Below are 16341 nucleotides of genomic sequence, written 5' to 3'. Positions count from 1 at the left end.
TGGATCTCTTGCATTCATAATAGTTCGTTTAATAATTGTTAGACTTTAGAATAGTTCAACACGGCTTTTTATGATTTCTCCGTCTTTATCAAGTTGATGATCGATCTTGTATCGGATGCCGGATGCCCGTTTAAAATGTTCCAGTACACGTTCGAGCTGCTGATTGGTGAAGATACCGGTGTAAGATTGTTTGTAGAGTGCCGGATCTTTTATCACGAATTCGACATTGAAGCGTTTGCTCAATGTCCATAAAATATCGGACAACGGAGTTTCCTTTAAAACGATCTGTCCGTTTCTCCAGGCGATATCCTTGGGAACATACGTTTCTTTTTTAGCTGCCTGATACGTCTTTTTATCATACAATGCTTGTTCATTCGGCTTCAGGAGCATCGTCTGGGCCTGTTCGAATTTGTTGTTGTAGCTGAATTCGACAGAACCTTCGACAAGTGTAGTGGCTACGAAATCGTTATAGCTGTATGCATCTATATTGAATTCCGTACCCAGGACCTTCACTGATGAATTTTGGGTATGTACGATAAAAGGCTTGTTTTTATCTTTCGTAACTTTGAAATAGGCTTCGCCGTCCAGTTCGACATCACGGGAGTTTTCTGTGAAAACACTCGGATATCTCAGATAGGAGGAAGAGTTAAGCCAGACTTTAGTGCCGTCCGGCAACACGGTAGAACCTACCATACCGGGTGTCATCCGTGCTTCCAGGTAAAACAGATCCTGTTTTTCTTTCTGTTCAAACAACAGGTAACTGGAAAGGATCAGTAAAGGCAATGTTAAAATAGCTGCCACCTTCTGAAGGCGGATAAGCAGGTTGTGCCGGTTTGTTTTCCGGTCTATCCGCTTATTCACTTTTTCGAGTGCTTTTTGCGGAGCGGAGCGTTTTATGGATTCAAAGGAGGTGATTGCAAAAGACAGGTAGTAAAAGTCTTCGGCCATTTTTTTGTTCTCTTCCGAACTGTTCATCCATTCTTCCACTTCAAGGCGTCTTTCTTCCGTCAATTCGTTTTTTACGTATTGAAGCAGGTCAATTTCGTTTATATCGTTATTATGGTTCATTATATCTTTGTTTATATTAAGGCAGTTCAAAAATGAAAGTTCCTAAACAAATTGGATAAAAAATATATTTTTTTTTAAATTTGCATAGTTGAATGATAAATGTGGTTGATTTTTAGTGTTAATCTTTTTATAAAAAAGGAGGGAAATAGAAGTTGACGGTAATATGTGATAGCTTGTTTGAGCCTATCCGGGCAGGCGATAAAAAAGCGTTTGATACTTTTTTCTTGAAGTATTATCCTATATTGTGTGCTTATGCCACTCCGTTTGTCGGAGCTGATGATGCAGAAGAGATCATTCAGGATCTTATGGTCTGGTTGTGGGAAAGCCGGGAAAATATAATTGTGGGTACTTCGCTGCCTAATTATATGTTCAGGGCTGTCAAAAATAAATGTATCAATCATATATCCAAGACTCGTTTGCATGAACAGGTTCATGAGTGTTTACAGAATAACATACAGTCGCAGTTTGAAGATCCTGATTTTTATATTGTAGAAGAACTCACTCAAAAAATAGACGAAGCGTTGGCACGTCTTCCGGAAACGTATCGGGAGGCTTTCATCCTGAACCGTATTGAAGGTAAAACGTATAATGAAATAGCTGCCTTGTTGAATATATCTTCCAAGACTGTCGATTACCGGATTCAGCAGGCATTAAAAAATCTCCGGGTACATTTGAAAGATTATCTTCCATTGTTATTACCGATCCTGATGGCCATCGATTCAAAAATATAAAAAGTGAAGTACTGCTCGACAGTTACTTCCCATTAATTAGTTTCGGATTCCGCTGACCATATAAAGTTGGTCACAGTCTTCCATCGCATCGATATGAAAATAGGGTTCCATCAGGGCGGCGACTTCCCGGGCGGGAGGTAGTCCGAACGATATTTTGTTGGCTTGTTTATTGTGATGTCCGTTTATCTGTTCCCTGCCTTCGCTATGGCAGATCACAAGTTCGCCTCCCGGCACAAGCAGAGCTGCCAGGTGACCTATCACTAGGTTCGGATGTTCGAAATGAGGGAAGACACTATAGGCTATGATGTAATCGAACTTTTCATCATTGAGCTCCATAACATCCATACAACGGAAATCGACGATCGGTGTGGCATATTTCCTGCGCGCTTCTTCGATCATCCGGGGAGAGAGGTCGATACCCGTAATATGGATAGGAGCATAGGTCAGCAGATATTGTTCCAGTACGCCGGTTCCGCATCCGACATCGAGTATACGCAGACCTTTATGCAACGTGGTATGTTCAAGTATGTGATTGATCTTTTCCGGTGCATGGATACAAAGTTCGTCCCAGCGGTCGGCCAGGGCGTCGAAGAAATCGGCTATAACAGTCATGGCAATTGTCCCTCCCAGACAAAACAATCGGTGAATTTATCTTTTAACTGTGTTGGAGTTTTAAACAACCCGAAAACAGAGGAACCGGAGCCCGACATGGAGGCATAGACGGCTCCAGTCTGATAAAGGCTCTCTTTGATCTGACCGACTACCGGATATTTGCTAAAGACACTCTTTTCAAAATCGTTTATCATCCAATCTTTCCATTCGGTAACCGGTTTATTTATGATCTCTTTTAAGGAAATAGCCGGAACTGTCGGAGTAACCAGCGAGTAGGCTTCGGGAGTGGATACGGCTACATCCGGTTTTATCAGACAGAAGTAATAACCCTGTAAAGATAACTGGACCGGTTCGAAGATATTTCCCGTACCGGAAGCAAATACCGGTGTATTGCGGATAAAGAAAGGGCAGTCGGCACCGATGGTTGCTGCTGTCTTTTCCAGTTCATCGTCTTGTATATTCAGCTTGCAGAAATCGTTCAGCAGCTTCAGCATGAACGCTGCATCCGCTGATCCGCCGCCTAGTCCGGCACCGAAAGGGATGGCTTTCAGTAAATGAATCTCTAAAGCGGGAATATCATAGTGTGTTTTAAGCAGGTTCAATGCTTTTATAACCAGATTCTTTTCCACAGGCGCGTCCACTTGTATGCCTGTTTGACTGAAAGACTGCTCTTCTGCATGTACTATTTCCAGTGCGTCTTTTACTGGTATGGGATAGAATACAGTTTCAATATTATGGTAACCGTCCGGCCGCTTGCTGACAACGTTCAGACCCAGGTTTATTTTGGCATTAGGAAAACAAATCATAGATAGAGTTTTTTAATTATGTTTTGTAGACAAACGTAGACAAAATAATTAGTATAAACAAGTTGTTTATGAATGTCTGGTAAATAAATAATTTACTACTTTTGTGTAAAACATATATATAATGAAAAAACATTTACATCTACTCTTATTGGCGTCAGGGCTTTTTCTTGTTCAGGGCGTGAGTGCACAAACAAATTCAGCAGACGATCCGCTGCCGGGTTATACGCAGGCCGAGCGGTTTGCCGGTGATAAATTGCCGACGATGTTGTTTTCTACTTCGGTAGATCCGCATTGGTTTAAGGCGGGTAACTGCTTCTGGTATGAATATAAAACCGGAAACGGAACTGTATGGTATGTGGTTAATCCTTCCGCCAAATCGAAACGTCCTCTATTCGATCAGGATAAGCTGGCGGCTGAACTGACGGAGATCGTAAAAGATCCGTTTATCGCTCAACAGTTACCTATCCGGAAATTGGAGGCGGGAGAGGACGGACGTACTTTTACGTTCCAGGTAACTTCTTCACAGGATGCAAAGAAAGATAGTACGGATAAAGAGAACAAGACAAAGAAAGAAATTTTCTATTTCTCATACGATTATCCGACGCGTAAACTGACGCACTTGGCCGATAAGAAGAAAGACACGGAATATCCTGACTGGGCTTCTATTTCGCCGGACGGTAAAACCGTTGTTTATGCAAAAGACCTGAATCTCTACCGCATGTCGCGTGAAGATTACGAGAAACTGAAAAAGGATGACAAAGACAGTACCGTTACGGAAATACAGCTGACAACCACCGGAGTAAAAGACTTTGGTTTCGGACAGCCTTACAGCATTTTAAATACGGATACATTATGTAACGGCAAAAGAAAAAATCCGGGTTACTTATTGTGGTCACCCGATTCACGTCACTTTGCCGTATCTATCTCGGACAGCCGCGAGGTAAAAGACCTGTGGGTGATCAATGCCATGGCAACCCCGCGTCCGACATTGGAAACGTACAAGTACCAGATGCCGGGTGAAAAAGAAGCGCCGATCAGTCATCTGTATCTGTTCGATATGAACAATAACTCTTATAAAGAGATCAACACCTGGGCTTTCAAAGACCAGACTATTCGCATGGCTTACCAACCTCGTTTGCAGAAACAACGTGATATGAAGGAACTGCCGAGTATTTGGTTGGGTGACAATAACCGTTTCTTCGTTACCCGTTCCAGCCGTGACCTGCATCGTATCGACATCTGTACATATACCATCGGTGAAGATTCGATCCGTCCGATTATCGAAGAGCGTATGAATACCTATATCGAAGTCCGTCCGCTGGCGTCCGTAAATAATGGAAAAGAACTGATCCATTGGAGTGAACGCGACGGCTGGGCACATCTGTATCTCTATGATGATAAAGGTAACCTGAAAAACCGTATCACATCAGGTCCCTGGCATGTCGACCAGATCGTAAAGGTGGATGAAGCCAAGCGTGTCGTTTATTTTCTTGCCAATGGAAGGGAAAAGGACGAGAACCCCTATTATGAACATCTTTACCGGGCAAACCTGGATGGAAGCAACTTACAGATGGTTTCAGCCGGTGATTATTTCCATGAGGTCCGCATAGATGATAATGCACAATTCATTGTCCATAATTACTCCCGTATCAATACGGTTCCTAAGACAGACCTGTTGGATAATACCGGGCGGAAGGTAATGGATTTGGAAGAAAGCGATTTCTCACAACTGTTTGCCGCCGGTTATCAGTTCCCGGAACCGTTCAAGGTGAAAGCTGCCGATGGCGTAACGGATCTGTACGGTGTGATGTATAAACCTTTCAATTTCGACTCGACTAAAGTATATCCTATTATCGATTATGTTTATCCCGGTCCGCAGGTGGAAGCAACCCGCTATCCGTTTACCCGTATGAGTGTCCGTACGGACCGTTTGGCACAAGCCGGATTCATTGTGGTTTCTGTCGGTAACCGTGGCGGTCATCCGAGCCGTTCGAAATGGTATCATAACTTCGGATACGGTAATCTGCGCGATTATGGACTGGCAGATCAGAAAGCCGCCATCATCCAGTTGGCTGATAAGAATAAGTTTATCGATATCCATCGTGTCGGAATCCACGGACATTCGGGTGGAGGATTTATGTCGACAGCAGCAATCCTGCAATATCCGGATTTCTTCAAGGTGGCAGTATCCTGTGCCGGTAACCATGATAACAAGATCTATAATCGTTGGTGGAGTGAAACACATCATGGTGTGAAAGAAGTAGTATCGGAAAAAGGCGATACGACCTTTACATACAGTATCAAGAGTAATCCAGAACTGGCTAAACAGTTGAAAGGCCATTTGTTATTGGTCCACGGTGATATCGACAACAATGTTCATCCGGGCAATACGATGCGCGTTGTAGACGGTTTGATCCGAGCAAACAAACGTTTCGATATGCTGCTCTTACCACAACAACGTCACGGCTTCGGTGATATGGACGAGTATTTCTACTGGCGAATGGTCGACTACTTCTCAGAACATCTGTTAGGTAAATCGGATAAGTCGGTGGATATACCGAAACGATAAATATTAGAGTCCTGTAAGGACGAGATAAATTAGCCCAGGGTTTCAACCCTGGGTGTTTATAAATGCAATGTAAATTAAGCCCTGTAGGGGAACAACAAAAGGATTGTATTTTACTTACCGAACAATTTATTCAATAAATCTTTCTTACCCATTTTCTGTAATGCCTGTGTGATTTGCCGGCGAAATTCCGGTTTGTACCAGAAGAAGAATTGTCGTTGAGCCAGTTTCTGCTCTTTTGTGCGAGCCGTATATACTTTCTCTAATGTATAAGGATGATAGCCTGTGTAATATATTTCTGTAGCCAGTGTCATAGGTGTAGGAGTGAAGTCCTGTACCTGCTCCAGCTGGAAATGTAACTTTTTAGTTTCGATAGCCAGCTTTGCCATATCTTCTTCCGTACATCCCGGATGGCTGGAAATGAAATAAGGAATTAATTGCTGGTTCAGTCCGTGTTGTTTATTGATACGGTCGAATATTTTCTTAAATTGCCCGAATTGCTCGAAGGAAGGCTTACGCATCATCTTCAAAACATTCTCTTCCGTGTGTTCAGGAGCGACCTTCAAGCGACCGGATACATGTCGGGCTATCAGCTCTTCCGTATAGCTTTGTGCTGACTTATTCACGGTTTCATCGTCATAACGATGCAGAAGCAGGTCGTAACGTACACCACTACCGATAAACGAGCGTTTGATGCCAGGCATATTGTCCACCGCTTTATAAATATCGAGTAAAGGCGTATGATCTGCGTTCAGATTCTTACAAACGACGGGAGAGATACAGGAAGGCTTTTTACATTTGGCACAGATACTCTGATCTTTACCTCTCATCTTATACATATTGGCTGAAGGACCTCCCAGGTCGCTGAGATTTCCTTTGAAATCGGGCATCTCCGTGATAGCCTTTATCTCTTTCAGAATAGAATCTTTGCTACGGGAAGCGATGAACTTTCCTTGATGCGCCGAGATTGTACAGAAAGCACATCCCCCGAAACATCCCCGGTGCAGATTGACTGAGAACCGGATCATTTCGAATGCCGGAATCACTTTCCCTTTATATTTGGGATGGGGCAAACGGGTGTAGGGCAGATCGAATGAAGCATCGACCTCTGCCTCCGTCATGGGAGGGAAAGGAGGATTTACTACGATGGTCTGTTTTCCGACTTGCTGAAGAATGCGTGATGCGTTGTATTTGTTTGATTCTTCCTCGATATGGCGAAAGTTTTTAGCCTGTTTCAGTTTATCCCGCAGACATTCTTCATGTGAGAAAAGTACGATGTCATCGGGACTTTTTTCCACTTTACCGGTCAGATAAGCCGTTTGCCGGATGTCTTTTATCGAATGGAACGATTCGCCCGCTAACAAGCGGGTAACCAGTTCTTTTATGGGAAGTTCTCCCATGCCATAAATAAGGAGATCGGCAGGGCTGTCGACTAAAATACCCGGACGGAGTTTATCCTGCCAGTAGTCATAATGAGTCAACCGGCGCAAAGAAGCTTCGATTCCACCGAGTATGACAGGTACGTCCGGATAGAGTTCCTTTAATATTTTGGTATAAACAATACTGGGATAATCCGGGCGCATGCCGGCCCGGCGATCCGGTGTATAGGCATCGTCGCTGCGCAGGCGCTTATTGGCGGTATAATGATTGATCATTGAATCCATCGCTCCGGGGGAGACACCAAAGAAAAGCCGGGGGATTCCCAGTTTCTTGAAATCACGATAATCTCCTCGCCAGTCCGGCTGCGGAACAATAGCCACCCGCAGTCCCATAGCTTCCAGGGTACGTCCGATAACGGCAGCACCAAACGAAGGATGGTCCACATAGGCATCCCCGCTAAAAAGAATCACATCTATATAATCCCATCCACGTGCTTCGACTTCTTTCTTGGTGGTGGGCAACCATGCTTCCGGTCTGAATGTTTTCATGCTGCAAAGGTAGGATTTTAAGCTATAACTTTAGCTTATAGGGAATAGATTTTAATGATTGGCATATGAAGAAAGGATACTTTACCTTTGTAACCGAAAAGAAAAACGGAGGTGAAACAGTAAACATTATCAATAAGATATGTGTTCTCTTAGCAAACATAATTATTAAAAAATAATACAGTATGAAAGCATTAACAGACGAAAAGCTCACTATCGTAGGAGCAGCAGGTATGATCGGTTCAAACATGGCCCAAACAGCTTTAATGATGGGGCTAACCTCTAATATTTGTCTTTATGATCCTTTTGCTCCGGCTTTGGAAGGCGTTGCCGAAGAAATGTTCCAGTCCGGATTCGAATATGCCAATATAACATATACTTCAGATATCAGTGAAGCATTGAGAGGCGCCAAATATGTTGTTTCATCCGGTGGTGCAGCTCGTAAAGCCGGCATGACACGTGAAGACTTACTGAAAGGAAATGCTGAAATCGCTGCCCAGTTCGGTAAGGATCTCCGTTCGTATTGTCCGGATGTAAAACACGTAGTCGTAATCTTTAACCCGGCAGATATTACTGGACTGATCACCTTGTTATATTCCGGTCTGAAACCTTCACAGGTAAGCACATTGGCTGCTTTGGACAGTACACGTTTGCAAACAGCCTTGGCACAGCATTTCGGTATCCGTCAGAACTTGGTTAAAGGTTGCCGTACTTATGGAGGACATGGCGAACAAATGGCTGTTTTTGCTTCAACTGCTACGGTCGACGGTAAACCGTTACTGGATCTGATCGGTACACCAGAGCTGACTGACAAGCAATGGGAAGACCTGAAAGTAAAAGTGATACAGGGTGGAAAACGCATCATCGAACTTCGTGGCCGTTCTTCTTTCCAGAGCCCGTCTTATCTGTCGATCGAAATGATCCGTGCCGCTATGGGAGGTGAGTCATTCCGCTGGCCTGCCGGTACTTATGTTCATTCCGGTAAATTCGACCATATCATGATGGCGATGGAAACAGAAATTACCAAAGACGGTATCTTTTATAAAGAGGTAGAAGGAACAGCTAAAGAAAATGCTGAACTGGCAGATAGTTATGTACATCTGAGCAAACTGCGTGATGAAGTAATCAGTATGGGGATCATTCCGGAAATTCATTTGTGGCACACATTGAATCCTCACATGAAATAAGCTGTTTTTTAATGATATATATACAAAAGAGAGGGTGGCTTCCTTTGGAAGTTCACCCTTTCTTTATCGTTTACTCTGAATTATCTTTTTATAATCCGCTGAAATCGACACCATCGAATAGCAATGACGGAATACGCCAGCTGGAGAACAGGCGCGGGTCGTTTCCGACTTCAGCCAGGTTATTCCATAACGAGATCATATTTCCTGTCGCATTCATTTCCGAGATCGGCTGTGTCAGTTTACCTTTTTCAATGAGGAAGCCTTCCACACCATAAGAGAAATCACCGGTTGTGCTGTTGCAGTTACCACCGTTAAAGCCTGTGACAAGAATACCCTTATCCACTGATGCAATCAAGCCGTTCGTATCTTTGTCACCCATCTGCATCGTCAGGATGGAAGGAGAAGCGATTGTAGGCTTGATATCCATTTTGTTGGCAGAATAGGTATCGATATAATAGGTTTTCAATACACCGTTTTCAAAAACAGGCATACGTTTGGTTGCCACTCCTTCACCGTCGAAATAACGGGCTCCGGAAGCTTTGACCAGATGCGGTTCGTCGATCAGGGTCAGTTTATCGCCCAACACTTTCTGATCGAGTTTGTCGAGCAGGAAAGAGTTTTTCTGTTGAATGGATGAACCATATAAGGCATCCAGTACGGGAGATAACAAACGGCCGGAATTCATATTGTCGACGATCATACGGTATTTACCGGAAGCCACCTTCTTTTGTCCCAGTTTACGGAAAACACGTTCCAGCGCCTTTGTTCCCAGTCCTTCCTTGATCATCGTATCGAAATACAAAGAAGAATCGTACCAGTAAGATTCCGGACGGGCATCGCCTTCGCCGCGGATACTGACGCTCGCTACCAAACTGAAAGAAGAGCCACAGGCTTCGCCTTCAAAGCCATTGCTGGCAACCATATATTTGAAGTCTTTTTCGTCGCTGTATGAAGAATTGGCAGAAATGATACGGTCGTCTTTTCCCATCATCTCTTCACAGGTATTCATCGCCAATGCTACTTTCTCGTCCGGCTGTATGGAGTCGAACTTCGGGTCGATCAGCTGCAGGTCGGCACCGCCGCCTTTATAATAGAGCGAAGCGTCGGGCAAGGCGCGTGCCTTGTCTTCTGCCAGATAACGGGTCGAATCGATACCATTGCGGATAAACTTTTCCAGTTCCTTTTTATCCAGGCGATTGGTAGAAAATGAACCATAACGTCCGTCCACGAACAACTGGATAACCAGACTGTTTTCGGAAGCCTGCTGCAGGCGGTCGATCTTCATATCACGGATCTCGAACGAACTGCTGGAACCATTATACAAACTTACACGTGAAGCCTGGCAACCGTTCTTTAAAGCGAACTCCATGGCCCATTGAGCCAGTTTTTTATTCTCGTTAGTTATCATAATCGTAATCTCTTTTTTAATTGTCAACTGTCAATTGCCAATTGTCAACTGTTTAATTTTCTCCTCCTACAGTAAGTTTACTAACCAGGGCGGATGGCATACCGCAAGTTACCGGACATGATTGACCGTCCTTACCGCATGTCCATGTGCCGTTATCCATCTTATAGTTATTTCCGACCATTGTAATATCGGCCAGCGCTTTCGGTCCGTTACCGATGATATTGATGTCTTTGATCGGCTGTGTCAGTTTGCCGTTTTCGATCAGATAACCGTCTTTCACGAAGAAAGTGAAGTCGCCGGCACCGATCTGCACCTGTCCGTTGGTGAAGCCGGAAGCATAGATCCCTTTCTTAACGGTCGAGATCATCTCTTCTTCCGTCACATTGCCTGCTTCCATATAGGTTGCACGCATACGGGGAATAGGCATCTGGCGGAACGATTCGCGGCGTCCGTTACCTGTCGACGGGATACCGTAATGCTTCGCACTGATACGGTCGTGCAGGTAACTTGTCAAGATACCTTCTTTCACGATATAGGTTTTTTGTCCTTCCACACCTTCGTCGTCGATATTGACAGAACCACGGTTGAACGGGATAGTTCCGTCGTCCACTACGTTGATATGTTCGTTGCAGACCTTCTTATTCAGCTGGTCGGAGAAAATAGACGTATTCTTACGGTTGAAGTCGGCTTCAAACGCATGTCCGATCGCTTCGTGCAACAAGATACCCGAACCACCGGCACCCATTACGACCGGCATTTCACCTCCCTTAGGCTTCACCGCCTGGAAGAGGATAGCCGTTTTCTCCACCGCTTCTTTTGCCACTTCGCTGATGATCTCATCGGTCAGGAACTCGGCACCCATACGGAACGCACGCGAAGCATACGAGTTTTCAATCTTGCCGTTGTCTTCCATGATGCAGACAGCAGCCAGGGTAACCATCGGACGATAGTCGTAATACATCTGTCCTTCCGTGTTGCAGAACAGGATATGAGATGTCGTATCGCCCAGGGAAGCCATCACCTTATGCACACGCTTGTCGAGCGCAAATATCTGGTCGTTCAGCTTTTGCAGGTAAGGCGTTTTTTCTTTGACGGCAATTTCGTCCCAGGGAGTCTGTACGCCATAGAAATTGCCCGCAATCGGTTCCTCGGTCAGTTTGGCCGGACCTTTTCCAGCAGCGCCGTTTGCGATGCGTGCGGCTGTACGTGCAGCTGTCAGCATCTCGTCCAGCGAGATATTTTCGACGTAGGCATAGCCTGTCTGGTCTCCGGAGAGGACACGTACGCCCATTCCGAAGTCTATGTTTGAAGAGGCACGGTTGACCGCACCATCCTGTAAACCGATATTATTACGGTAAGAGTGTTCGAAGAAAAGATCAGCATAATCTCCTCCCTTTTCCAGTGCTGCATTCAACACCTTTCTCATGTCACCTTCGCTCAACCCGAAATGGTTCAGCGCAAACGAGATACCGGCAGCTTTATCGGCTGTACTACCGGCACAACCTTCTAAAAAAGACGGAACTGCCAGTGAACCAAGCATAACCATACCTCCTGTTTTAATAAAATCACGTCTGTTGTATTTCATGTTGTTTTATAGAGTATCTCTATTCTCTTTTGCCCATTGCATCACGTTTGCGGGCGGACGCTGGGCTAATAATTCTTTCTTCATAAAATCCATATACGGTGCTACATGTTTGAAAAACTTTTTGTAGCCTTTGCATAGATAGTTTAGTCCCGGCTCACCGCTGGCTGTATGCAGAAAACGGTTTTTGGGACACTCCCCGTTGCAGGCAAAAAGAAATTCACATTCCTTGCATTGAGCGGGTAGTTTATCGTATTTGTCGGCACCGAACTTCAACTGGCTTTGACTATACATCATTTCCGTCAATGTCTGCGTATAGATATTGCCCAGCTTATATTCCGGGAAGACAAAATGGTCACACGCATACAAATCACCGTTGAACTCCATCACTCCGGCATGCCCGCATGTCCGTGCCAGCGTACATACGCCCGGCTGTTCTCCGACCCAGTTTGCGAGCGTCGCATCGAACAGTTGGATATAATAATTGCCCACATCTTCCTTCAGCCATTCATCGAAAATGGCACAGAGGAAATCGCCCCATTTTCCGGAATCGACAGAGAAAGGAGCCAGTTTGATATTGGCGTCCTGTTGTTCCGGAGAGGTCAGTTTCGTCCCGTCCTGATGGAATCCCAATCGTTCGACGATAGGGGCGAACTGGATAAAATGGCAATCTATTTCCTTGAAAAAGTTATAAAACTCCAGTGGAAAATCAACGTTGTAGTCGTTCACCACCGCCATTGCGTTATATTCTACCTGATGTTTTTTCAGCAGTTCGATTCCCTTCATCACCTTGTAGAAGGAGGGAAGACCCTGCCGGTTCCGGCGATATTCGTCATGGAACTCCTGCGGACCGTCGATCGAGATGCCGACCAGGAAATTATTTTCTTTGAAGAAACGACACCAGTCATCTGTCAACAGTGTTCCGTTCGTTTGGATACAGTTGTCGATCTGACGGCCGCGACCGTATTTCTGCTGAAGTTCGAGCGCTTTTTTGTAGAAGCTGATCGGACGCATCAGCGTTTCGCCGCCATGCCAGGTGAAAAGTACCTGGGGCATCGTCTGACATTCCAGATAGTCTTTGATGAATTTCTCCAGCAGCTGCTCGCTCATGATGTGATTCTTTACCTCCGGATAGAGCTTTCCCTTTTCCAGGTAATAGCAATAATCGCACGCCAGGTTACACACCGAGCCGACAGGTTTCAACATCACATAAACGGGTTTAGCAAAAGGAGATATATAAGAATTATTCATGGTTATTTAAAACGATTCAACAATAAAATTATACAAAGGTACGATTAATCTGCGGATTAATCGGCATTTCAGAGGCTAATAATTCATTATCAAGGTATTTATTTCAGCTTTTTCTTGTAACGTTTGTAATCGGTTACAAAACCTTCGCACAGCCAGTTTGCCAAAGCCTGGCGATTATCACTGAGAATAAACCGTTTTTGGTCGAAGCTGTTTTGTATATTTCCCAGTTCCACAAATACAGAAGGAGGAGTTGTTTTTCTTAAAACATACAATCCGCGCTGGCCTACTGTTCCTGTAAATCCACGTCCCGGCTGATGTCTGTTATATTTATGCTCGAAAGTGGACTTCATGGTCTTTGCTAAATGCTTGCTTTCGGAGTTTTTATCCTGATAATAGAAGAAAACATCAGTCTGATGACTTTTACTACGGCTGTCGATATGCATGAAGATAGCGCGTTTGTAAAGTTCTTTATCTTTTTTGAACAAAGAATTGATCTTTTCGCTCCGTTGTTCGAGGCGGCGTACCTGGTTGAACGGGATCGGGGCGCCCATGCATGTTTCACGCTTGGTGTTGTTCAGGAAACGGTCATTGCGGATGCCGTCTTTGGCATCCTGGATGATAATGTGGACTTTGGCTCCTTTCATCATCAGGTTGCGAGCAAGGCGCAGCATGACATCGTAGGCGTATTCATCTTCATGGAGTTCTACGTTGCCCATTTTACCGATAGCACCGGGGTCGGGACCGCCATGTCCGCTGACCAGGTAGAAGCAACAGCCTTTCAACTCGGAGGAGGTGACTTGATATTGAGCTAATTCCTTGCCGAATAAGGGCTCGTAATTAGGCTTCTTCGCTGTTGTAGCCGCTGCACCCTTTAACGGCGGCAAATGGTATTTAACGCCCATTCTAAGCGAGTTTCCACTGCCGAGTCTAGTCTTGTTTAATTTGATAAATTCATCGTGATACTCTTTTCCGACACGGTTATGACGTTTCAGGAAAAGGGTAACTCCTTCTCCTTTCTTAGGAAATGCTTTCTCTTGTGCTATGAGAGAGGCGTTGAAAATAAAGAGTACAACTAAAGTTGATAGTATGAGTGTTATTTTTCTTGCGAACATGTTTTCCGGTTATAATGCGGTAAAGATAAAAAAAGATGTTGAATAACAGAAATGTCGAAAAAGAAAAAGAGCTTTTGCAAATCTCTCTCGCGTGCGCATTTTGCTGTTGTGTTTTTTAATGTAGTATTATCTGTTTTAATATAGTATTATTTACTTTAATATAATATATGCACTTTTTGTCATGTTTCCGAGGGTTTCTGTAGCAGAAACCCCTGTTATTGTTACATAAACACTGTTTATGCTGAGTTGATGAATGTTAACTGATATTTGTGTGCAGAAGCCCATAGTTTATGTCTGCTATTTAGTTTTTTATTATCTATTGCTGAAAAGAACGGTAGCCTTCGTGTATTTTTTATATAGATATTCAAGAGTAGCTAAAATAAAGGAATTAAATACTCTCGGGAGAAACTAAATTTTCTTCCGAATGAAATTCAAATTCTTCTCGGAAGAAATTAAAAATGGATTCGAATGGAATTTTATCAGATAAAAGCTTATTGTATTATTTAAACTTTACATATCCTAATTTCGTATACCGTATGTTTCGTGACATATAATGTTTGATTACCTTGGCAGAGCGTATATGTAGTTTTTCTCCGACTGTGTAAGCATGGTCGGAATTGCTTAATTTCCCGCTTTCGAGACTGCGGTCGGTGGCGCGGATCGTAAAGAAAAACAGGTTTTCCGAATCATCTGCGGCAATGATCTTTTGATCGACATAAAAGTGGGTGGTTCCCCGGATTATACTGGTTTTGTACGGATTGTCTTCTATCTTGACCCGGCGGATCGTAAGATGTAAGTCGGTTAATTTTTCGTCTATTTCTCCGACAAAACGGCTTACCGGCATTTTATGTGTCCGGGAGGTGTTGAGATCCTGATAGACCCATGAATAGGTAGTCGCCAGCTCTTTGAAACGCCGTTCGCTTTGGATGCGTGCTTCATATTTGTTGGCTATCCAGGTAACATATTTGGGGTCGATCAAGGCGACTTCAAACAGATGATATCCACGGTATTTGCCGAAAGAGATCATGTCGTCGGCATTGTGTGAAATGGAGGCGAGACGTATTTTGATCGTTAGTTTGGCAAAAGAGTTTGCTACAGTTGTCATCGCTTTTCCTATCGAGTTAATCACGTTGACATCCAAAGTGGAAAGGAATACATTCGGGTGATATTCCGCCGTCGGGTTATAGAACCAAAGCGTATAATAGGCAGTCTTTTCGTTTGGTAAAAGAATGTAATATACGCCTTTATCCTCATTTCTTCCTTCATTAAACACATTCAGTTTATCAAGGACAAATTGTTCGATATAATCTGAAATGTTACTCATACTCATCCTCCTCATATTCTTCCATAACAAACATAAGGAAAAAGAATGAATTATCCTAATTTTCAGCTATATATTTCCAAAGAGGGGCAGCATGTATAGCCTGTTTGATCTGGTCGGTTTTTAATAGTTCCAATACATTTTCGAGTGTGAGAATATGGACTGCCAGGTCTTCCGTATCTTCCAGGTGCTGGGGCGCGACGGGTTCGACATCGGTGGCCAGGAAGCAGTGCGTCAGGTTGGTATGCGTACCCGGATTGGCTGAGATGGTCATGTATTCACTCCAGTTGCCACCTCCGAAGCCGGTTTCTTCAAGGAGTTCACGTTGGGCGGAAACGAGGGGAGAGCCGTCTTCTTTTTCGCATACGCCGGCACAAAGTTCATAGGATGTTTCTCCCAGTCCGTGACGGTATTGACTGACAAAAACGAATTTTTTATCTTTGGTGATGGCAATTACATTGATCCAGTCGGGATATTCAAGCACAAAGTATTCAGGGATTTGATTGCCGTTAGGCAGTTCAACCCGTTCGCTTCGTACCGTCAGCCACGGTTTGCGGTGAAGATAGGTGCTTTCAAGCACTTTCCATGTTCTTTCTTTTAACTTTTCCATTGTAATATATTTCTAAATGTAACATCCATTCGTATCGAAATTCTTTCCTCCCTTGGGGAATAAATATTGATACAATCTAAACGTAGCTCTCTACTTAATTATTATAATCTCTTCTTTCTAATTCTGAAACAATAAACGAACATACCAACTTTATCTTTATCT

13 protein-coding genes are annotated in these 16341 nt (G+C 44.0%); 3 read left to right on the top strand and 10 right to left on the bottom strand.

Annotation, left to right across the window (positions count from 1 at the left end; translation table 11 throughout):
- Positions 1–45 precede the first annotated feature (45 nt).
- Positions 46–1068, bottom strand: a complete 1023-nt coding sequence (locus tag P3L47_RS17955; RefSeq protein WP_122360111.1) for a FecR domain-containing protein — start codon at positions 1066–1068, stop codon at positions 46–48.
- A 152-nt stretch (positions 1069–1220) separates the two neighbouring features.
- Between P3L47_RS17955 and P3L47_RS17950 the strand changes: the two genes are divergently transcribed.
- On the top strand, positions 1221–1799 hold the full coding sequence (locus P3L47_RS17950; RefSeq protein WP_122360110.1) for an RNA polymerase sigma-70 factor: 579 nt from the start codon (positions 1221–1223) through the stop codon (positions 1797–1799).
- Positions 1800–1835: 36 nt separating this feature from the next.
- Here P3L47_RS17950 and P3L47_RS17945 read toward each other — a convergent pair whose 3' ends face one another.
- Positions 1836–2411 carry a class I SAM-dependent methyltransferase gene (locus P3L47_RS17945; protein WP_277781633.1) on the bottom strand — a complete coding sequence of 192 codons (576 nt, stop codon included), beginning with the start codon at positions 2409–2411 and terminating at the stop codon, positions 1836–1838.
- A complete protein-coding gene (gene ispE / locus P3L47_RS17940; protein WP_277781632.1) occupies positions 2408–3217 on the bottom strand; it encodes a 4-(cytidine 5'-diphospho)-2-C-methyl-D-erythritol kinase in 810 nt (269 codons plus the stop codon). Before ispE ends, P3L47_RS17945 begins: the two co-directional genes overlap by 4 nt.
- Before the next feature lie 121 nt (positions 3218–3338).
- Here ispE and P3L47_RS17935 point away from each other — a divergent pair, with 121 nt between their 5' ends.
- Positions 3339–5786, top strand: a complete 2448-nt coding sequence (locus tag P3L47_RS17935; protein WP_277781631.1) for a S9 family peptidase — start codon at positions 3339–3341, stop codon at positions 5784–5786.
- A gap of 110 nt (positions 5787–5896) precedes the next feature.
- Here the strand turns inward: P3L47_RS17935 and P3L47_RS17930 are convergent, their stop codons facing one another.
- Positions 5897–7711, bottom strand: a complete 1815-nt coding sequence (locus P3L47_RS17930) for a YgiQ family radical SAM protein (protein WP_122360106.1) — start codon at positions 7709–7711, stop codon at positions 5897–5899.
- A 182-nt stretch (positions 7712–7893) separates the two neighbouring features.
- Between P3L47_RS17930 and P3L47_RS17925 the strand changes: the two genes are divergently transcribed.
- Positions 7894–8895 (top strand): malate dehydrogenase, encoded by a 1002-nt coding sequence (locus P3L47_RS17925; protein ID WP_277781630.1) that lies wholly within the window; start codon positions 7894–7896, stop codon positions 8893–8895.
- Between the two features lie 88 nt (positions 8896–8983).
- On the opposite strand, the gene P3L47_RS17920 is transcribed toward P3L47_RS17925, so the two are convergent.
- From P3L47_RS17920 to P3L47_RS17895, 6 genes are all read right to left on the bottom strand, one after another.
- Positions 8984–10303 carry a TldD/PmbA family protein gene (locus tag P3L47_RS17920; protein WP_277781629.1) on the bottom strand — a complete coding sequence of 440 codons (1320 nt, stop codon included), beginning with the start codon at positions 10301–10303 and terminating at the stop codon, positions 8984–8986.
- A gap of 52 nt (positions 10304–10355) precedes the next feature.
- Positions 10356–11888, bottom strand: a complete 1533-nt coding sequence (locus P3L47_RS17915; protein ID WP_277781628.1) for a TldD/PmbA family protein — start codon at positions 11886–11888, stop codon at positions 10356–10358.
- Positions 11889–11894: 6 nt separating this feature from the next.
- Complete coding sequence (locus tag P3L47_RS17910; RefSeq protein WP_277781627.1) at positions 11895–13136, bottom strand: anaerobic sulfatase-maturation protein; 1242 nt, start codon at positions 13134–13136, stop codon at positions 11895–11897.
- 98 nt (positions 13137–13234) lie between these two features.
- Positions 13235–14248 carry an N-acetylmuramoyl-L-alanine amidase family protein gene (locus P3L47_RS17905; protein ID WP_277781626.1) on the bottom strand — a complete coding sequence of 338 codons (1014 nt, stop codon included), beginning with the start codon at positions 14246–14248 and terminating at the stop codon, positions 13235–13237.
- Positions 14249–14747: 499 nt separating this feature from the next.
- Positions 14748–15572 (bottom strand): exodeoxyribonuclease X C-terminal domain-containing protein, encoded by an 825-nt coding sequence (locus tag P3L47_RS17900; protein WP_277781625.1) that lies wholly within the window; start codon positions 15570–15572, stop codon positions 14748–14750.
- Positions 15573–15627: 55 nt separating this feature from the next.
- Positions 15628–16179, bottom strand: a complete 552-nt coding sequence (locus tag P3L47_RS17895; protein WP_277781624.1) for an NUDIX hydrolase — start codon at positions 16177–16179, stop codon at positions 15628–15630.
- Positions 16180–16341 lie beyond the last annotated feature (162 nt).

It is taken from the genome of Parabacteroides chongii (assembly GCF_029581355.1).
GTDB classification, from domain to species: domain Bacteria; phylum Bacteroidota; class Bacteroidia; order Bacteroidales; family Tannerellaceae; genus Parabacteroides; species Parabacteroides chongii.
The sequence above is the reverse complement of the archived record's forward strand: the minus strand, read 5'-3'. Positions and strand labels throughout refer to the sequence as shown.